The sequence below is a fragment of the Pseudarthrobacter sp. KH_020_B genome, from assembly GCF_057840185.1.
This window is the reverse complement of sequence record NZ_CM174506.1, coordinates 3,970,422-3,988,481: the sequence shown is the minus strand read 5'-3', so window position 1 is coordinate 3,988,481 and position 18,060 is coordinate 3,970,422. Positions and strand designations below refer to the sequence as shown.

At 66.7% G+C, this 18,060-nt stretch carries 17 protein-coding genes; 13 read left to right on the top strand and 4 right to left on the bottom strand.

Annotation, left to right across the window (positions count from 1 at the left end):
• Positions 1 to 4 precede the first annotated feature (4 nt).
• Positions 5 to 1,744, bottom strand: a complete 1,740-nt coding sequence (locus AC3IT0_RS18545; RefSeq protein WP_489321131.1) for an L-lactate permease — start codon at positions 1,742 to 1,744, stop codon at positions 5 to 7.
• 176 nt (positions 1,745 to 1,920) lie between these two features.
• Between AC3IT0_RS18545 and AC3IT0_RS18540 the strand changes: the two genes are divergently transcribed.
• Genes AC3IT0_RS18540 through AC3IT0_RS18530 form a run of 3 tightly spaced genes read left to right on the top strand, consistent with a single transcriptional unit; the run spans position 1,921 to position 4,879 of the window.
• A complete protein-coding gene (locus tag AC3IT0_RS18540) occupies positions 1,921 to 2,724 on the top strand; it encodes a (Fe-S)-binding protein (protein WP_489321130.1) in 804 nt (267 codons plus the stop codon).
• Positions 2,721 to 4,247: a LutB/LldF family L-lactate oxidation iron-sulfur protein gene (locus AC3IT0_RS18535; RefSeq protein ID WP_489321129.1), complete on the top strand. Its 1,527-nt coding sequence runs from the start codon at positions 2,721 to 2,723 to the stop codon at positions 4,245 to 4,247. The genes AC3IT0_RS18540 and AC3IT0_RS18535 overlap by 4 nt, the downstream gene beginning before the upstream one ends.
• Positions 4,244 to 4,879 (top strand): LutC/YkgG family protein, encoded by a 636-nt coding sequence (locus tag AC3IT0_RS18530; protein WP_489321128.1) that lies wholly within the window; start codon positions 4,244 to 4,246, stop codon positions 4,877 to 4,879. The genes AC3IT0_RS18535 and AC3IT0_RS18530 overlap by 4 nt, the downstream gene beginning before the upstream one ends.
• Positions 4,880 to 4,959: 80 nt before the next feature.
• Here AC3IT0_RS18530 and AC3IT0_RS18525 read toward each other — a convergent pair whose 3' ends face one another.
• Positions 4,960 to 5,367 (bottom strand): response regulator transcription factor, encoded by a 408-nt coding sequence (locus AC3IT0_RS18525; protein WP_489321127.1) that lies wholly within the window; start codon positions 5,365 to 5,367, stop codon positions 4,960 to 4,962.
• Between the two features lie 58 nt (positions 5,368 to 5,425).
• Positions 5,426 to 6,169 (bottom strand): ANTAR domain-containing protein, encoded by a 744-nt coding sequence (locus tag AC3IT0_RS18520; RefSeq protein WP_489323841.1) that lies wholly within the window; start codon positions 6,167 to 6,169, stop codon positions 5,426 to 5,428.
• A 340-nt stretch (positions 6,170 to 6,509) separates the two neighbouring features.
• On the opposite strand from AC3IT0_RS18520, the gene AC3IT0_RS18515 reads away from it, so the two are divergent.
• The 3 genes from AC3IT0_RS18515 (at position 6,510) to AC3IT0_RS18505 (ending at position 9,999) form a co-directional block, all read left to right on the top strand.
• Entirely contained in the window at positions 6,510 to 7,100 is a 591-nt protein-coding gene (locus AC3IT0_RS18515) for an adenylate kinase (protein ID WP_489321126.1), read from the top strand.
• Entirely contained in the window at positions 7,097 to 7,969 is an 873-nt protein-coding gene (locus AC3IT0_RS18510) for an NAD-dependent epimerase/dehydratase family protein (protein WP_489321125.1), read from the top strand. The genes AC3IT0_RS18515 and AC3IT0_RS18510 overlap by 4 nt, the downstream gene beginning before the upstream one ends.
• Before the next feature lie 185 nt (positions 7,970 to 8,154).
• Entirely contained in the window at positions 8,155 to 9,999 is a 1,845-nt protein-coding gene (locus tag AC3IT0_RS18505) for a S8 family serine peptidase (protein ID WP_489321124.1), read from the top strand.
• On the opposite strand, the gene AC3IT0_RS18500 is transcribed toward AC3IT0_RS18505, so the two are convergent.
• On the bottom strand, positions 9,996 to 10,814 hold the full coding sequence (locus AC3IT0_RS18500; RefSeq protein ID WP_489321123.1) for a FadR/GntR family transcriptional regulator: 819 nt from the start codon (positions 10,812 to 10,814) through the stop codon (positions 9,996 to 9,998). The two genes, AC3IT0_RS18505 and AC3IT0_RS18500, sit on opposite strands and share 4 nt — an antisense overlap.
• A 135-nt stretch (positions 10,815 to 10,949) precedes the next feature.
• Between AC3IT0_RS18500 and AC3IT0_RS18495 the strand changes: the two genes are divergently transcribed.
• From AC3IT0_RS18495 to AC3IT0_RS18465, 7 genes are all read left to right on the top strand, one after another.
• Positions 10,950 to 12,242 (top strand): ABC transporter substrate-binding protein, encoded by a 1,293-nt coding sequence (locus AC3IT0_RS18495; protein WP_489321122.1) that lies wholly within the window; start codon positions 10,950 to 10,952, stop codon positions 12,240 to 12,242.
• A gap of 130 nt (positions 12,243 to 12,372) precedes the next feature.
• On the top strand, positions 12,373 to 13,314 hold the full coding sequence (locus tag AC3IT0_RS18490) for a carbohydrate ABC transporter permease (RefSeq protein WP_489321121.1): 942 nt from the start codon (positions 12,373 to 12,375) through the stop codon (positions 13,312 to 13,314).
• Positions 13,311 to 14,192 carry a carbohydrate ABC transporter permease gene (locus AC3IT0_RS18485; RefSeq protein ID WP_489321120.1) on the top strand — a complete coding sequence of 294 codons (882 nt, stop codon included), beginning with the start codon at positions 13,311 to 13,313 and terminating at the stop codon, positions 14,190 to 14,192. The genes AC3IT0_RS18490 and AC3IT0_RS18485 overlap by 4 nt, the downstream gene beginning before the upstream one ends.
• 7 nt (positions 14,193 to 14,199) lie before the next feature.
• Complete coding sequence (gene dgoD / locus AC3IT0_RS18480) at positions 14,200 to 15,348, top strand: galactonate dehydratase (RefSeq protein WP_489321119.1); 1,149 nt, start codon at positions 14,200 to 14,202, stop codon at positions 15,346 to 15,348.
• Positions 15,349 to 15,353: 5 nt separating this feature from the next.
• Positions 15,354 to 16,076: a bifunctional 4-hydroxy-2-oxoglutarate aldolase/2-dehydro-3-deoxy-phosphogluconate aldolase gene (locus AC3IT0_RS18475; RefSeq protein ID WP_489321118.1), complete on the top strand. Its 723-nt coding sequence runs from the start codon at positions 15,354 to 15,356 to the stop codon at positions 16,074 to 16,076.
• Positions 16,073 to 17,056: a sugar kinase gene (locus AC3IT0_RS18470; RefSeq protein WP_489321117.1), complete on the top strand. Its 984-nt coding sequence runs from the start codon at positions 16,073 to 16,075 to the stop codon at positions 17,054 to 17,056. Before AC3IT0_RS18475 ends, AC3IT0_RS18470 begins: the two co-directional genes overlap by 4 nt.
• Positions 17,057 to 17,161: 105 nt before the next feature.
• Complete coding sequence (locus tag AC3IT0_RS18465) at positions 17,162 to 18,052, top strand: helix-turn-helix transcriptional regulator (protein ID WP_489321116.1); 891 nt, start codon at positions 17,162 to 17,164, stop codon at positions 18,050 to 18,052.
• The last annotated feature ends 8 nt before the right edge of the window (positions 18,053 to 18,060 follow it).

Sequence of the window (18,060 nt, the reverse complement as noted above, 5' to 3'; positions counted from 1 at the left end):
GAGGCTAAGGCAGCATCCAGCCCAGGACGGGCGTGGACTGCAGATAGGAAAGTGTGCAAAGCACCAGCAGCAGAGCCACGCTCCATCCGACTACTTTACGCAGGATCACCGACTCTTTACCTTCAAGGTCGACTGCGGACGCCGCGATGGCGAGGTTCTGCGGGCTGATCAGCTTGCCGACGACGCCGCCGGAGGTGTTTCCGGCCACGAGGAGGTTGGGATCGATTCCTGCTTTAAGGCCGGCGGTCTGCTGGAGCTTGCCGAACAGTGCGTTGGCCGAGGTGTCGGAGCCGGTGACTGCCGTGCCGATCCAGCCCAGGACTGGTGAGAGGAACGCGAAGAAGGTTCCGGTGCCGGCCAGCCAGGTTCCGATGGAGATCGTCTGCCCGGAGAAATTCATGACATAGGCCAGTGCGAGCACCGTAATGATGGTCAGTCCGGCCCAGCGCATCCGATAGATGGTGTGCCAGATTTCCTTGACCGCATCGGCGACTGTGATGCGGTAGCGGCCGCCGTCATTGTACTTCGAGTACACAGCGGCGACGATCAGGCCGGTGAGCAGCAGCAGAGTGCCGGGGGTGGAAAGCCACTGGAATGAATAGATGGTGGAGGAGACGGGCTTGCCCTCGGCGTTGACCAGCGCGTCGTGCAGGATCGGCCAGGGAATCTTGACGTCGGTCGAGGCGAGGAACGCAGGCACGTTCACGCCCAGCTTCCACAGCTTCGCGATACCGAAGACGACGATCACGAGGAAGTACGGGAACAGGGCCAGCCAGGTGCGCATGGGGGTCAGACGGTCTGCAGCGGTATCAGCGGTGGCGACAGCTGCTGCCCCGCGTGAGCCGCCGCCTGCCGTGGCGGAGGCTGCCTTCTCGGCTGTCTCAGAGAGCACGCCGAGACGTTCGCGTGCGGTGATGCTGCCCTTCGGGGTCCAGACGCGGAAGAACAACACTGCCGCGCCGAGCCCTGCGAGGGAGGCGACGATGTCGGTGAGCTCGTAGGAGAAGTAGTTCGAGCACAGGAACTGCGCGATGGCGAAGGAGAAGCCGACGACGAGCGCGGCCGGCCAGCATTCCTTCAGGCCCTTGCGGCCGTCAAGGATGAAGAGCAGGATCAGCGGCACGATGGTGGCCAGCAGCGGCGCCTGGCGCCCGACGATCGAGGCAATGTCCGTTGCCTGCAGTCCGGTGAGCCCGGCGGCGGTGGTGATGGGGATGGCCATGGCGCCGAATGCGACCGGGGCGGTATTGGCCACCAGCACGGCTGCCGCGGCGCGCAGCGGCGGCAGGCCGAGGGCGAGCAGCATGGTGGCAGTGATCGCGACAGGTGCGCCAAAGCCTGCGAGGGCTTCGAGCAGGCCGCCGAAGCAGAAGGCGATCAGGACCGCCTGCAGGCGCACGTCGCCTTTACCGATCACGTCGAAGACGCGGCGGAGGTCCTCGAAGCGTCCGCTGAGGACCGTGACCTGGTAGAGCCACACGGCCATGATCACGATCCACAGCACGGGAAAGGCGCCGAAAACCCCGCCCTGGGTAGCAGACAGCAGCGCCAGCCCGGCCGGCATCTGGAACGCAACTATGCCGACGAGCAGGGCCGCCAGCAGCGCAAACGCCCCGGCGACATGGGCCCTGGTCTTCACGACGGCAAGCAGGATGAAGAAGGTCAGCAGCGGCAGCAGGGCGACGATGGCCGACCAGGCGATGCTGTTGAGCACCGGATCGGTGCTGGGGGTGAAGTGGTCCACGGAGTTCCTCCACGTCGAGGGATGAGGTCAGACCACTGTGGTCGGACCACTCGAGTGTAGCGTAAATTTCGCCGGGATGTGACCCCCTTCACGGGAATTTTGGAGTTGGCCGTGGCGTGGATCACGTGATGTACTATGGTCAGACCACACCACCTCAGGCCACTCGAAAGGCTGTCATGAGAATTGCCTTGTTCGCCACATGCATCGTGGATGCGATGTACCCGGCCACAGCGCGGGCCACTGTAAAGATTCTGGAGCGGCTGGGACACGAGGTCGTGTTCCCGAAACGTCAGGCCTGCTGCGGACAGATGCACGTCAACAGCGGCTACCTCAAGGAAGCAGTCCCCGTGGTCGCTAACCATGTGGCGGCTTTCGACACCGAGGACTACGACGTCGCCGTCGCCCCGTCCGGTTCCTGCGTCGCCTCCGTCAAACATCAGCACCCGATGGTGGCCCGCTCCTGCGGAGACACGGCGCTGGAAGCCCGCGCCACCGCCGTCGGCGCCAAAACCTATGAACTCTCCGAATTGCTGGTCGACGTTCTCGGCGTCACCGACGCCAGCGCGCAGCTCGGCTCCTATTTCCCGCACCGCGTCACCTACCATCCCAGCTGCCATGGGATGCGGCTGCTTCGCCTCGGGGACCGCCAGTCCCAGCTGCTGGGCAGTGTGCAGGGGATCGACCTCGCGGAGCTCCCGGAAGCGGACCAGTGCTGCGGCTTCGGCGGCACGTTTTCGATGAAAAATGCTGACGTCTCCTCGGCGATGCTTGAGGACAAGGCGGCAAACATCACCTCCACCGGGGCCCGGCTGTGCGCCGGCGGGGACGCCTCCTGCTTGATGCATATCGGCGGCGGCCTCTCCCGCCAGGGCAGCGAGGTCACTACGCTGCACCTTGCAGAAATCCTGGCCAGCACCATCGAGGAGCCGGCGTCCATCACCGGTGCGGTCCTCGTCTCCAGCGGAAAGGCCGCACGATGAGCACGTTCCTGGGAATGCCCTCCCTGCCCGTCTTCGGCTCAGGGAACCTGCACGCCTCCGAGTCCTTCCCGAAGGCGGCCCACCGCGAGCTTGGCAACGCCCAGCTCAGGGCCAACCTCGGCCATGCCACCCACACCATCCGCGACAAGCGGCTGAAGATGGTCGCCGAGCTGCCGGACTGGGAACAGTTGCGTGACGCAGGATCCGCCATCAAAGAATCCGTGATGGCCCGGCTCCCGGAGCTCCTCGAACAGTTCGAAGCGAACTTCACCGCCCGCGGCGGAGTGATCCACTGGGCCCGCGATGCCGAGGAAGCAAACGCCATCGTCGCCGGGCTGGTCCGGGAGACCGGGGAAACCGAAGTGGTCAAGGTCAAGTCCATGGCAACCCAGGAAATCGGACTCAACGAGTACCTCGCAGAGGAGGGGATCACGGCCTTCGAAACCGACCTCGCGGAGCTCATTGTCCAGCTGGACCACGACAAGCCCAGCCACATCCTCGTCCCGGCCATCCACAAGAACCGCACGGAAATTCGCGACATCTTCCTCCGGGAGATGTCGGATGTTGATCCGGGCCTGACGAGCGAACCGGCGGTACTGGCCATGGCCGCCCGCAGCCACCTCCGGCGCAAGTTCCTCACCGCCAAGGTCGCCGTCTCCGGCGCCAACTTTGCCCTCGCCGATTCCGGCACCCTCGCCGTCGTCGAATCCGAGGGTAACGGCCGCATGTGCCTGACGCTGCCCGAAACGCTGATCACAGTGATGGGCATCGAGAAGCTCCTGCCGGGCTGGCAGGACCTCGAGGTGTTCATGCAGCTGCTGCCGCGCTCCTCCACCGGGGAACGGATGAACCCCTACACCTCGCTCTGGACCGGCGTCACCGACGGCGACGGACCGCAAAACATGCACCTGGTGCTGCTCGACAACGGACGCAGCGCCGCCCTGGCCGACGAAATGGGCCGCTCCGCGCTCCATTGCATCCGCTGCAGCGCCTGCATGAACGTCTGCCCCGTGTATGAGCGCACCGGCGGCCACGCCTACGGCTCCACCTACCCCGGCCCCATCGGTGCGATCCTCTCACCCCTGATGACCGGCATCCAGGCAGAAGAGAACGACTCACTGCCCTACGCGTCCTCTTTGTGCGGGGCCTGCTACGACGCCTGCCCGGTAAAGATCAACATCCCGGACATCCTGGTCCACCTCCGCGGCGTTGACGTGGACAGCAAGCGCGGGAAGAAGAAGATCCCCACCCAGATGGACATCGGCATGAAGGCCGCTTCCTGGGCACTGTCGTCCGGCAAGCGGCTGAGCCTGATCGAAAAAGGGTTGCCACTGGGACGCCTGGCGGCCGGTCCGGACCAGAAAATCACCAGGCTGCCCGGCATCGCCGCCGGCTGGACACAAAGCCGGGACATCCCCGCACCCCCGTCCCAGTCCTTCCGCAGCTGGTGGGCGAAGGAACACCAGGAACCGGACACCGCCGGGACCCCCGCCCCGTCACGCAACAAGGAAGACCAGCCATGAGTGCACGCGAGGAAATCCTCGGTCGGATCCGCACCGCCCTGAAAGACAGCCCCGAGAGTCCGCAGATCCCCCGCGAATACCGGGCAGCATCCGGGATGGACGAACCGCAACTGATCGAACTGCTGGTGGACCGCCTGATCGACTACAAAGCGCAGGTAACCGTAGTGGACGCCGCGGACGTGCCGGCACGGATTGCAGAACTCCTCGCCTCCGCGCACAGCTACGTGGTACCCACCGGGCTCGACGCCGGGTGGCTCACCGAACTCGACGACGTACCCGGTGCCGGCCGCGGCCGGCTCGATTCCGCCGAAGCGCCGCTGACCGTTGTCGAACTCGACAGCATTGACGCCGTCGTCACCGGCAGCGCGGTCGCCGTCGCCGAAACCGGGACCATCATCCTGGACGGCAGCCCCGACCAGGGCAGACGGGCTATCAGCCTCGTCCCGGACCACCACATCTGTGTCGTGAAAGCCACCGACATCAGTGGCATCCTGCCGGAGGCACTGCGCCGGATCGACGGGACGCGGCCGCTCACCATGATCAGCGGACCGAGCGCGACCAGCGACATCGAACTCGAACGCGTCGAGGGCGTGCACGGCCCGCGGAAGCTCGACGTCATCATCGTGCGCTAAGCCAGTTTCCGCATTCTGGATGCGGCCAGGCCTCCAGCCACTTCGCGCCGCAAGCAGGCGGGCAGGGGCGACGGCGCGGCTTACTGCTGCCGTTGCGGCGTCGACTTCTGGCGGGCCGGGGCGTCCGCCGGGCAGAGCCGCAGTGCGAGCTCCTGCAGTTCCTTGGGGTGGAACGGCTTGGTCAGGTAAGCGGCAGCGCCGGAGGCCATTCCGGCCAGGATGTCGTCCTCCTCGGACCTGGCCGTGAGGAACAGCATGGGAGCGGTGCTCAAGGCACGGATTGCCCGGGCAACGATGTGCCCGTCCATGTCCGGCAGGCCAAGGTCCAGGGTGATCAGCGAAACCGAAGGTTCAGCGGCGGCGGCAATTCCTTCGGCGCCGTTGGCAACCGAACGCACGGAAAAGCCCGCGCGGGTCAGGATCACCGTGATCAGACCGCGGATGTCATCGTTGTCCTCGATGACAAGACAGATGCGTTTTGTTTCCATGAAAGCCCCTCAGCCAGCTTTGCAACCAGTGTACGGGGCCGCCGGCCGTGGGGCCGGTTCAGCCGTCGTAGTGGGTCCGGGCCGGCCCCTGGCCCAGCGCATTCACCACGGCCGCGGCGACGATATGCAGCTTGGAATTACGGGTGCTGGACGCCGCTTTGAGGAGCTCGAACGCGTCCTGCTGGCTGCACCGGTTCTGGGCCATGATGATGCCCACCGCCATGTCGATCACAGTGCGCGATTCGAGGGTGGCACGCAGATGAGCCGCCGTCTCGCTGAAATGCGCGAAACGCACCGCAAGCCGCAGGGCCAGGGAGGTCTGGCGGACGAAGTCCTCCGCAGCCTTCAGGACGCGGCCTTCGAAGCGGGAAGCCCGGTGGGAGTAGAGGAGGAGGGTGGCCTTGGTTTCCCCCTCCAGCCGGAACGGGATGGCCAGGACTGAACGGATGCCTTGGTCCAGGACGGCTTCGCAGTATTCGGGCCAGCGCTCTTCGTCCTTCACATCAGGGACATGGACCGTCACCTGCTCCAGCGAGGCAGCCATCCCCGGGCTTTGCTCGGACTGACATCCAATCTGGCTGACAGCGCGGGCAGCGGCGCCGCTGCTGGCAACAGTGGCCGCCTTGCGCTGGCGCAGGAGAGTAATACCGCACAGCACTTCGTCGCCGGGTTCGGAAAGATTGCGGGCCGACACCCGGGCGAGCTCATCCAGGAACTCCTCTACGTCGGAGCTGTTGAGGAGTTCTTCGTGCAGGTGCTCAGTGATTGATGTCGCTGTTTTTTCTGTTGACTCGCTGGCCACGGTTCTTAGTGCCATTCGCTCAGGTAAAACGAGCCGGCAACCCTCCGCACAACCCTGCCGTCGTGGCAATAGGTGGCGACGGTCGCTGGATCGACGAACTGTCCAACGGCCTGCTGCTAAACCGATAACCAGAAGTATATACAGGCCAGAGCCTTGGGAAGCGCCACAAGTCGGCCCTGCTGCGGTGTCCGCGGCATACGGTCCAGCGCCAGCCGCCGGATCCCCTCCCGGAGGCTGGCGTTGTGTGGCGGTTACGGGAAGGGCAGAATGAAGCACACGTTGGCGCTGCCGACGGTGGACCCGAAACCAGCCGGCAAGGACGCCGCGGAGGGACAGGAACATGACCAGACTGCTCATCATCGGACCGCCGGGCTCAGGGAAAGGCACCCAAGCGGTGCACATCGCCAGGCACTTCAGCATCCCGACAGTTTCCACGGGCGAAATCTTCCGGACAAACGTCAGCCAGGAAACGCCGCTGGGCGTGGAGGCCGCCAGGTATCTCGACGACGGCGCTTTTGTCCCGGACCATCTCACCAACGCCCTGGTTAAGGACAGGCTCCTCGACGCCGATCTGCAGCCCGGTTTCCTGCTGGACGGATACCCGCGGACAGCTCCCCAGATCCTGGAACTGGATAACATACTGGCTTCCCAGGGCCACCGCCTCGACGCCGTGGTGGAACTCCGCGCCCTGGATTCCGAACTGGAGCAGCGGATGCTGCGGCGGGCCAAGGAACAGGGCCGCAAGGACGACACCATCGAAGTGTTCCGGCACCGGCTGGACCTCTACCACCGCGAAACCCACGAGGTCGTGGCGGTCTACGCCCGCCGGGGCATGCTGGTTTCGGTGGACGGCAGCGGGGACCTCGGCGCTATCACCGCACGTGCCATTGCCGCCGTCGAAAAGTTCCTTGCCGCCCGGGTGTCCCCATGAGAATTGCGGTGACCGGCGGAAGCGGAAAACTCGGACGGCACGTGGTCCGCAGACTCAACAATGACGGCCACCAGGTGTTGACCCTGGACCTCACCGGAGAACGGAGCCACCGGGTGACCCATGTGGACCTGCGGAACTACGGCGAGGTCATGGATGCCCTGCTTGGCCTTGATGACAGGCTCCGTGACTTCGACGCCGTGGTCCATCTGGGAGCCATTCCCGCGCCCGGCATGGCCCCCGAAGCCGCCACCTTCGAGAACAACATGCTTTCCACCTACAACGTCTTCCAGGCTGCCCGGCGGGCCGGGATCAAGAAGCTGGTTTACGCCTCCAGCGAGACGGTGCTGGGACTGCCGTTCGACACCGACCCTCCCTACATCCCGGTGGACGAGGAATACCCCGCCCGGCCCGAAAGCACGTATTCGCTCGTGAAGCACCTCGAAGAGCAGATGGCCATTCAGTTCACACGCTGGGATCCGGAGCTGAGCATCACGGGACTGCGGTTCTCCAACGTCATGGACCCGGAAGACTACGAGCGGTTCCCGCAATTCGACGCCGACGCCAGGGCACGGAAGTTCAACCTCTGGGGCTACATCGACGGGCGGGACGGCGCGCAGGCTGTGGCGCGGGCCTTGGAAAACGGCAAGCCCGGGTTCGATGCCTTCATCATCGCGAACGCGGACACCGTCATGACCCGTTCCAGCGCGAGCCTGGCCGCGGAGGTGTTCCCCAGCGTCACCGTGACCAAGGAACTGGGCGAACACGAGACCATGCTGTCCATCGACAAGGCCCGGCGCCTGTTGGGCTACGAGCCGGAACATACGTGGCGCAATTACCACTCGAACAGGACCACGCCCACGGAAGACTGAACCACGGAGAACTGAACCCAAGACCGGCAACTGAACAGCACACTCCCCCAGGATTTCCGCAGCAGTCGAAGGGTTGGCGCAAGATCGGCTCAAGTCCCGGGCGCGTCGGGTTGCCGGCTCCTAACCTGGTGATATGCGGGATTTCCGCCACCCACAACAGTCCAGACAGCCACGCAAGGACCTCAATGCGCACGTTCCGTTTTGTGCCGCCCGCTGCCGCAACGCTGCTGGCCGCCGTCGCCCTCACAGCTTCAGGCCTGCCAGCGGCGGCCGTTGCACCGCCCCTTGCCCCGGCCGGCAACGACGCAAGCGTCCGCTACCTCGTCCGCTACGCCGCCGAAACGGACGTCCCCGCCGAGGCGGCGCGGCTGAAGTCCCAGGGCATCGGCGTCGGCCGTTCCTTTTCCCACGCCCTGCGCGGCGCCGTGGTTACGGCGACGCCGGCGCAGGCCGCGGCATTGTCGCGCTCGGCGCGCGTCGCCTCGGTTGAGGTGGATGCGCCCATTACACTCTCCGCGACGCAGCAGCCCGCGCCATGGGGGTTGGACCGCGTGGACCAGCGGCCGCTGCCTCTCTCGGGTTCCTACACGTGGACCGCCGCCGGCGCCGGAGTCAGCGCTTACGTGGTGGACACCGGCGTGCTCGCCTCCCACACAGAGTTTGCAGGCCGCGTGGCAGCAGGCTGGACAGCCGTGGCCGATGGCCGCGGCGCCAGCGACTGCAACGGCCACGGCACCCATGTGGCCGGAACGGTGGCCGGAGCCACCTACGGCGTGGCAAAGGCGGCGACGATCGTCCCCGTCAGGGTCCTGGACTGCACCGGCTCCGGCTTCAACTCCGACGTGGTGGCCGGCCTGGACTGGATCGCCGCCAACCACGCCGCCGGAACACCCGCCGTGGTGAACCTGAGCCTGGGCGGAGGGGCCAGCGCGGCCGTGGATTCGGCGCTCCAGGGCGTTATCAACGACGGCGTCACTGCCGTGGTTGCCGCCGGCAACTCCACCGCGGCCGCCTGCGGGAGCTCGCCGGCGCGGCTCCCGGCAGCGGTCACCGTGGCGGCCAGCGATTCCGCCGACCGTCAGGCCTCATTCTCCAACTTCGGTTCCTGCGTGGATCTGTACGCACCCGGCGTCGGCATTGTGTCCGCGTCATACACCTCCACCACGGCAACCGCCTCCATGTCCGGCACCTCCATGGCAGCGCCCCACACGGCAGGCGCGGCGGCGCTGCTGCTGTCCCAGAACCCGGCGCTCACACCGGCCCAGGTTGCTTCGGCGCTGACCTCGAACGCCACTGCCGGAGCCATCACGGGTGCTGGGACCGGCACGCCGAACCGGCTGCTGTACGCCGCGGCCGCGGCGCCCGCTCCGGCACCGACCCCGCCGGCGCCTGCCCCCACGGTCACAGCCAAGTCACCCGCAGCACAGTCGACGGCGGTGCCCCTGGCCAGCAACGTGACGGCCACGTTCAGCAAGGCCGTCCAAGGCGTCGGCAGCGGAACATTTGTGCTCCGGAACGCCGCCGGCACCGCCATCCCCGCAACGGTCAGCTACAACGCCACAACCAAAACGGCCACCCTCGATCCGTCCGCCAACCTGGCCGCGGACGGCACCTACACCGCGACGCTGGTGGGCGGCGCCACCGCCATCCGCGACACAGCCGGCACCCCGCTGGCCGGCACAAGCTGGACCTTCACCACCGGCCCGGCGCCTACGGTCACGGGGTTCACGCCGGGCAGCAATTCCGTCCTCGTGAGGCGGAACAACAACCTTTCGGTGACCTTCAGCGAGCCGGTCCAGGGTGTCGGTACGGCCACGTTCACGGTGAAAAACGCCGCCACCGGGGCCGTGGTCCCGGCCGTCGTCTTCCGCAACGGCACCACCAACCAGTGGATCCTGGACCCGCAGAACACCCTGGCAGCCAAGACGAAATACACGGTGACCGTCACCGGCGGCGGGACGGCCATCCGAGATCTCGCAGGCAATCAGCTGGCCACCAAGACCTGGCAGTTCACCACGGGTTCGTTCTAGCTTTCCGCGCGGGAAGGGGAGGCCGACGGCGGCACTTGGGGGGCGCCGTCGGCCTCTGTTGTGTGCTGCGCGGACGCGGCCGGCACCTCGCCCTGGTGGTGTTCGGACCAGATATGGCCCACCTCTTCGGCGAACTGTTCCACGATCCTGCTCATGGCGGCATGCGCTGCGCCGGCCTCACCGCGCTGGATGGCGCTGGCCACGTCAACGTGCAGCTGCAGCGCTTCGTGGTGCGGGAGGTCCGGCATCAGGCCGTGTTCGGTCCGGCCGGTGAGGAGCTCGGCCACAAGGTTCTGGAGCTGGGCAAACATGGCGTTGCCTGATGCGTTGAGCACAGCGGCATGGAACTCCACGTCCAGCCGGAGGAATTCCTCCTGGGCGCCGCGCTGGCCGGCCGCCCAGAGCCGCGCCGCGAGGGCGACCAGATCGCTGCCGGCATCCCAGGACGCCCGTTCGGCGGCGAGCCGGGCGGCCTGCGGTTCGATCGCGCCGCGGAGCTCGTTCAGGGCCTGAAGCTGCTCCAGCCGCCTGGACGACGCCAGCCGCCAGCGGATCACCTGAGGATCGTAAAGGTTCCAGGCCTCTTCGGGCTGCACCACGGTGCCGAACCGCCTGCGGGACGCCAGCATGCCCTTGGAAGACAGGACCCGCGCGGCTTCCCGGACCACCGAGCGGGACACCTTGTGCTGCGCCTCCAGCTCGTCCAACCGGACCACCGAGTTCGGAGCCAGGGACCCCTCGGCGATCGCGAGTCCCAAACTCTGGACCAACGCTGCATGCCGGTCAGTAGGAGACTCCGCCATTGGGGTTTTCATAGATAAATCATACTGGTTGTCGAAAGGGGTTGTTTAAGTCTGCCTTATTTACCTATGCTCTCTTCCAGAGCAGATGTAAAGATGCATTTGTAGATGGCTGGACAGTGACGTCAGCCTGGAAGCAAGGGAGTCGTTATGAAGCGACGTTCAGTAATGAAGTACGCGGCGGTTGCTGCGGCACTTTCCATGGGGCTGACAGCCTGCGGCGGCAGCGCCAGCAGCGACGCCAAGGAATCCGGCATCGTCCGGGTAACTCTCGCAAACCACGTCTGGACCGAAGGAATCAAGGCCGCCATACCCGAATTCGAAAAGGAATCCGGGCTCAAGGTGGAACTGACCCAGCTCGGCGAAGACCAGCTCTCGGACCAGTACAACGTCAAGCTCAACGCCGGCAGCGACGAGATCGACGTGATGATGTACCGCCCGCTCCAGGAAGGCAAGGCGTTCGCGAAGAACGGCTACCTCGCGGACCTGACCAGCAAGGTCTCCTCGGATTCCAGCTGGGACTGGAAGGATTACCAGGAGGGCCCGGTCAAGGCCACCACCGCTGACGGCAAGGTTGTGGGCGTCCCCATCATCACCGAGCGCGAAGTCCTCTACTACCGCAAGGACCTGCTGAAGGCCGCCGGCCTTGAGGTCCCCAAGACCATGGAGGAGCTTGAAGCGGCCGCCAAGGCCATCAAGGCATCCAACCCGGACACGGCCGGCTTTGTGGCCCGCACCGGCAAGTCCGCCGCCGTCACCCAGTTCTCCAGCTTCCTGTACAGCTTCGGCGGCGACTTCACCGATTCCAGCGGCAAGTCCACCGTCAACTCGGACGCTGCCAAGGAGGCCTACGCGTTCTACGGCGGCCTGATCAAGAACCACGGCCCCGCCAACGTCAGCACGGACATGAGCTGGCCCGAGGCGATGGCAATCTTCACGCAGGGCAAGGCCGCCTTCTACACCGAGGCAGACTCGCTCTACAAGAACGCCACTGATCCGGCCAAGTCCAAGGTGGCCGAGACCGTCGGGTTCGCCGCCCTGCCCGCCGGTCCCGCCGGCTCCAAGCCGTACAACATCCCGTCCTGGGGCCTGGCCGTGAACGAGGCCTCGGGCAACCAGGACAACGCCTGGAAGTTCATCCAGTGGGCCACGAGCAAGGAACGCACCCTGGCCGCACAGAAGGCCGGCGTCCCCGGACCCCGCGCCTCCGTCTGGGCTGACTCCGCGGGAACCTCCACCTACCCGAAGGACCTGGCCGAAGCCATTGCCGCCAGCGCCAAGAACGGTGTGGGCCACGACCGTCCCGAGGTAGTCACCGTTGGCAAGGCCCGCGAAATCGTGGGCGAGCCGATCGTTGCCAGCATCACCGGCGCCGACGCTTCCGCCGCAGCAGACTCGGCCCACGTGGCCTTCCAGAAGTTCCTGGACAGCGAAAAGAAGTAACGCACCCGGCGTGCCGGGGCTCAGTCAATGAGGCCCCGTACGCCCAACAGCCCCGGCGGGACGGCAGTGACGCTGCCGTCCCGCCCGGCCAGTCTTCACCCCCCAACTCCTTAGGTGAACCATGTCTGTAATGACTCCTCCCCGCAGCGCGTCCCGGACCGCCGGCCGCACCCCCGGGGCCCGTGAGAACTTCTCCGCCTGGGCCAACCGGCACCGCAAATGGCTGTTCGCAGCCCCGGCGATGGCCTTCGTCGGCGTCCTCATCATCTTCCCGCTGGCCTGGACCCTGTACCTGAGCCTCACCGATTCACAAGGCTCGGTCCGGGCCGCCACCGAGTTCATCGGCCTGGAAAACTACCTGACGGTCCTGTCCGACGTCGAACGTTTCTGGCCGGCGGTGGGCCGCACGCTCAGCTTCACCGGTGTTGCCCTGGTCTGCGAAGTGGTGCTCGGCATGGGCATCGCCCTGCTGCTGTGGCGTCCCTTCCGCGGCGAAAAGTGGGTCCGCGTGGCCATCCTGCTGCCGCTCGTGGCCACTCCGGTTGCTGTCGGCATGATGTGGCGGCTGATCTTCGACCCCAACATCGGGTTCGCGAACCAGCTGCTCGCCGCCGTGGGCATCCCGGCCCAGCCCTGGCTGTCCGGCCAGGACACCGCGCTCGGCACCACCATCTTCATGGACGTGTGGCAGTGGACCCCCATGGTGGTGCTGATCCTGCTCGCCGGCCTGACCTCCCTCTCCGAGGAGCCCGACGAGGCGGCCCGCATGGACGGCGCCAACGCGTTCCAGCGCTTCTTCTTCATCACCCTGCCGCTCATGATGCCCACCGTGATCGTGGCCATCCTGCTCCGGGGCATCGACGCCCTGAAGACCTTCGACATCCTCTACGCCACCAAGGGCAAGGGCGGCGGGTCCTTCCACGAAGTGGAGACCCTGAACGTCTACGCCTACGGCCTGAGCTTCGACTACAACCAGTACGGGCTGTCCTCCGCGGTGCTGATCCTGTTCTTCATGATCATCATCGGCTCCATGTGGCTGCTGACCATGCGCAAGAAAGCGGTAAGCAAATGACCGTAGTGACCGAAAACAAGACCACCGCCGGGACGCCCCTGCCGGTCCGCCGCCCCCGGAAGCCCCTCGGCACCCGCGCCTACAAGGTCTTCCGCGTCGCCGCCCTGATCGCTGTGGTGCTGTTCCTGGTGGCCCCGCTGTTCTGGATGCTGCTGGCGTCGCTGAAGACCAACGTGGACATCTACGACACCGCCAAATCGTTCATCTTCAGCCCCACGTTCGAGAACTACGCCAACGTGCTGCAGCGCAACAACTACTTCGTCTTCATCTTCAACAGCTTCTGGGTGGCCTTTGTCTCCACGGCCCTCTCGCTGGTGCTGGGCGTCCCGGCCGCGTACGCCATGAGCCGGTTCACCATGCACCGCTCGGCACTGGTGGTGCTGATGGCCCGCGTCATCCCGGGTGTCTCCCTCCTGGTGCCCTGGTACTACGTGTTCTCCAACCTGAAAATGGTGGGCGGGTTCGAGGTACTGATCCTCAGCCACATGTTCGTTGCCCTGCCGCTGATCGTCTACATCATGATGAGCTACTTCGATTCGCTCCCGCTGGAACTGGAGGAATCGGCGCAGGTGGACGGACTCACCCCCATCGGCGCGTTCCAGCGCATCACCCTGCCGCTGTCCGTGGCCGGCATGGCCACCGCAGGCATCCTGTCCTTCATCTTTTCCTGGAACAACTTCATGTTCGCCCTGGTGCTGTCCGGGTCCAAGACCAAGACGCTGCCCGTGGCCATCTTCGACTTCGTCTCCTACGCCAGCATCGACTGGGGCGGACTCATGGCGGCCGCCACCGTGGTGACCATCCCCATCATGATCATTGCGCTTTTCACGCAGAAGTACATCGTCTCCGGCATGACCGCCGGAGCTACCAAGGGCTAGGTCCGGCATGACACTCATCAGCAGAATTGAAACCTTCCTCGTCGCGCCGCGGTGGCTGTTTGTCCGCATCGAGACCGAGAGCGGGATTGTGGGCTGGGGCGAGGCGACCTGCGAGGGGCGCAGCGAAACGGTCCGCACCGCCGTCGGCCAGCTCGCGGAAGTGCTGATCGGCAACGACGCCCTCCGGATCGAAGACCACTGGCAGGTGATGACCAAAGGCTCGTTCTACCGCGGCGGACCCATCCTGGCCAGCGCCGTCTCCGGGCTGGACCAGGCCCTCTGGGACATCGCCGGCAAGCACTTCAACACCCCCGTGCACCAGCTCCTGGGCGGCCACGTCCGCGACAGGATCCGCATGTACGGCTGGGTGGGCGGGGACGAGCCCAACGAGGTGGCGGACCAGATCAGCGCCCAGCTGGAGGTAGGCCTCACCGCCGTCAAGATGAACGCCAGCGGCCGGATGAGCCCGGTCGCCTCGGTGGCAGAGCTCGACGGCGTCGTCCGCCGGGTTGCCGCGGCCCGAGAGGTGCTGGGGGAGCACCGCGACGTCGCGGTGGACTTCCATGGCCGCTTCAGCCTGGCCAACGCCCGCCGGGTGGCGCCGCTGCTGGAACCGTACCGGCCGTTCTTCCTCGAGGAACCCATGGTTCCGGAAAACACGCACCTGCTGCGCGAATTCACCTCCTCCACCACGACGCCGGTTTCCACCGGCGAGCGGCTCTACAGCCGGCAGGAATTCCTGCCCGCGCTGCAGGCCGGCATTGCCGTGGCCCAGCCGGACCTTTCGCACGCCGGCGGCATCACCGAGGTCCGCAAGATCGCCTCGCTGGCGGAAATCTACGATGTCCAGCTGGCCCCGCACTGCCCGCTGGGGCCGCTCGCCCTGGCAGCGTGCCTGCAGGTGGGCTTCGCGACGCCCAACTTCCTGATCCAGGAACAGAGCATCGGCATCCACTACAACCAGGGTGCCGAAGTCCTGGACTACGTGGTGGACAAGTCCCCGCTGAAGTTCGTGGACGGCCACATTGAACGGCTGACCGGCCCCGGCCTCGGCATTGAAATCGACGAGGCCGTGGTCCGCGCCGCGGACAAACGCGGCCACGCCTGGCGCGGGCCGGTCTGGCGCCACCCGGACGGAGCGTTTGCAGAATGGTAAACAACATGACTGACAGCACGGACGTTTCTGACAGCCCTGGCATCACGCCCGAAGCCCTGCTGGCTGGCATCCGGGACTCGCGGCTCGTGGGTATCGTTCGCGGCACGGACGGGCCGGCCGCAGCGCAGGCCGCCCTCGCCGCGATGGCGGAAGGGTTCCGTTTCGTCGAGATCGCCCTGACCACACCGGGGGCGCTGGAGGCGATCCGCGCGGTCCGTGCTGCGGCGCCGGTCCGCTGCTATGTGGGTGGCGGAACCGTCCTGACCGAGCAGGACGTGGACAACGTCGCCGAGGCCGGCGGCCAGTTTATGGTCACACCGTCGCTGGCCGCGTCCATCGCTGCATCGGCGCGGCAGGGAATCCCGGTCCTGGCCGGGGCCCTGACGCCGAGCGAGGCGTACGAGGCGATGAACCGCGGGGCCACAGCCATCAAGCTGTTCCCCGCCTCCATCGGCGGCCCGGGCTACCTTAAGGCGCTGCGCGATCCCTTCCCCGGGATCCCGTTCATCGCGGTGGGCGGCGTGGGCCTGGACGAAGCCGTAGGCTACTGGGAAGCCGGCGCGATCGCCGTCGGGCTTGGCGGACCGCTGTTCGGTGACACTGGCTCAGGTGGCGCCCTCGCCCCGATGCGCGGGCGGGCCCGCGCATTTGTGGACCTGGCGGACTCCTTTGCCCGCGGCAGCGCCGCAGAGCCTGCCGCAACGACTGCCGCCGCGGGCGTGCGGTGAGTGCCGCCGTCGACCTTCTGACGTTCGGCGAATCCATGGTGTCGCTGCGGTCCGCCGGGCCGCTGTCCGCCGGCGGCAGCCTGGCCATGCACGTGGCCGGGGCCGAATCGAACGTCGCCGTAGGGGTTGCGCGGCTGGGCCACAGCGTCACGTGGGCCGGTGCGGTTGGCGCCGATCCGCACGGCGAGTACATCCTGCGGCAGCTGCGCTCCGAGGGGATCCAGGTTCAGCACCGCGTGGACACGGGGCGGAGTACCGGGGTGATGTTTCTCGAGCAGCGGACCGCAGATTTAACCCGGGCGTACTACTACCGCGCCGGTTCGGCCGGTTCCACCGTCAGCAGGGACGACGTCGACCGCTTCCTGGATGCCGGTCCGCGCGTGCTGCACCTGACCGGCATCACCCCCGCCCTCAGCCCGGAAGCCCGGAAGGCGTTTGAATACGCCGCCGAGCGTGCCGCGGCCGACGGCGTGGTGGTGTCCCTCGACGTCAACTACCGCGGCCGGCTCTGGTCCCGGGACGAGGCCCGCGCCGTGCTGGGCCCCACCGCGCGGCACGCGGACATCCTGATAGCGTCCGATGACGAACTGGACCTCGTTGCGTCCGCCGCCTTGAACGGCCCCGAATCGCTGGGGAACGACGACGCCGAAACCGCGCTCGCTGCCTCGTTGCTGGAGCACGGGGTCGGGGAAGTGGTGGTCAAGCGGGGAGCCGCCGGCGCCGGCGTCCACACCGCCTCCGGACGGTTCGAGGCGCCCGCCGTCCCAGTGACCAGCATCGATACCGTGGGCGCGGGGGACGCCTTCACCGCCGGCTACCTCTCTGCCCTGCTCGACGGCGAGGACGTTGCCGGCCGCCTTCAACGCGGTGCCGTGATGGGGGCTTTCGCCGTCAGCACGGCCGGGGACTGGGAGGGCCTGCCCAGCCGGGCGGAGCTCGCCATGCTGGGCGCCACCGCCAGCGGAACCACGCAACGGTAGCAGTTGGGCCGTGGCCGGGCCTGTTTGCCTGGGTTCCCCGGGCGCGGGGCAGGCAGGTACTGACAGTGCCTGCCGCCGGGGACCGTGGGCGCTTACCGTAGGGGTATGGGAGATGTGCGCGCGGACATAAGGGAGTTTCTCAGTTCCAGGCGGGCGCGGATTTCGCCGGAGCAAGCCGGGTTGCCTGCGTACGGCGGGAATCGGCGGGTCGCCGGCCTGCGGCGTGAGGAAGTGGCGATGCTGGCCGGCATGTCCGTGGACTACTACGTGCGGCTGGAGCGCGGCAACCTCGCCGGGGCATCGGAAAGCGTGCTGGATGCCCTCGCGCGCACGTTGAAGCTGGACGAAGCCGAGCGGGAGTACCTCTTTGACCTCGCCCGCGCCGCCGGGCCGGTCCGCAGGAGCCGCAGCAAACCTTCCGGTACTGTCCGGCCTGAAGTCCAGCAGGTACTCGACGCGATGGCTGACGCGCCGGCGTGGGTCCGCAACGGCCGCCACGACATCCTGGCTGCCAACCGGATGGGGCGGGCCCTCTACTCGCCCGTATTCCAAAGCGCGCACCGGCCGGTGAACACCACCTGGTTTACCTACCTTGACCCGGCGGCCCGCGAGTTCTGGCGCGATTACGATCAGATCACCCACGATGCCGCGGCCATGCTCCGGCTCGAAGCAGGCCGGCACCCGCACGATCCCGAGCTGATCCGGCTCGTCGGCGAGCTGTCCACTCAGAGCGAGCTGTTCAGGGACCGGTGGGCTTCCCGGGATGTGGTCTTCCACCGCAGCGGGCTCAAGCGGTTGCATCACCCGGTGGTGGGTGACCTCGACTTGAACTACCAGTCCATGGAGCTGCCCAGTGAGCCGGGCCTGGTGTTGAACGTGTACACCGCACCTGCGGGCTCCCCGACGGCTGATGCCTTGCAGCTTTTGGCCTCCTGGGCTGCCACGCACGATGACGAGTTCGCCGAACCTGCATCAACTGCCAAGCACCCGCAGTAGGGGAGGTC

Excerpts from the sequence above, each read along its gene's own strand:
- AC3IT0_RS18540 (WP_489321130.1), top strand. The coding sequence starts at position 1,921 with ATGAGAATTGCCTTGTTCGCCACATGCATCGTGGATGCGATGTACCCG.
- AC3IT0_RS18535 (WP_489321129.1), top strand. The coding sequence starts at position 2,721 with ATGAGCACGTTCCTGGGAATGCCCTCCCTGCCCGTCTTCGGCTCAGGG.
- AC3IT0_RS18530 (WP_489321128.1), top strand. The coding sequence starts at position 4,244 with ATGAGTGCACGCGAGGAAATCCTCGGTCGGATCCGCACCGCCCTGAAA.
- AC3IT0_RS18525 (WP_489321127.1), bottom strand. The coding sequence starts at position 5,367 with ATGGAAACAAAACGCATCTGTCTTGTCATCGAGGACAACGATGACATC.
- AC3IT0_RS18515 (WP_489321126.1), top strand. The coding sequence starts at position 6,510 with ATGACCAGACTGCTCATCATCGGACCGCCGGGCTCAGGGAAAGGCACC.
- AC3IT0_RS18510 (WP_489321125.1), top strand. The coding sequence starts at position 7,097 with ATGAGAATTGCGGTGACCGGCGGAAGCGGAAAACTCGGACGGCACGTG.
- AC3IT0_RS18505 (WP_489321124.1), top strand. The coding sequence starts at position 8,155 with ATGCGCACGTTCCGTTTTGTGCCGCCCGCTGCCGCAACGCTGCTGGCC.
- AC3IT0_RS18500 (WP_489321123.1), bottom strand. The coding sequence starts at position 10,814 with ATGAAAACCCCAATGGCGGAGTCTCCTACTGACCGGCATGCAGCGTTG.
- AC3IT0_RS18495 (WP_489321122.1), top strand. The coding sequence starts at position 10,950 with ATGAAGCGACGTTCAGTAATGAAGTACGCGGCGGTTGCTGCGGCACTT.
- AC3IT0_RS18490 (WP_489321121.1), top strand. The coding sequence starts at position 12,373 with ATGACTCCTCCCCGCAGCGCGTCCCGGACCGCCGGCCGCACCCCCGGG.
- AC3IT0_RS18485 (WP_489321120.1), top strand. The coding sequence starts at position 13,311 with ATGACCGTAGTGACCGAAAACAAGACCACCGCCGGGACGCCCCTGCCG.
- dgoD (WP_489321119.1), top strand. The coding sequence starts at position 14,200 with ATGACACTCATCAGCAGAATTGAAACCTTCCTCGTCGCGCCGCGGTGG.
- AC3IT0_RS18475 (WP_489321118.1), top strand. The coding sequence starts at position 15,354 with ATGACTGACAGCACGGACGTTTCTGACAGCCCTGGCATCACGCCCGAA.
- AC3IT0_RS18465 (WP_489321116.1), top strand. The coding sequence starts at position 17,162 with ATGGGAGATGTGCGCGCGGACATAAGGGAGTTTCTCAGTTCCAGGCGG.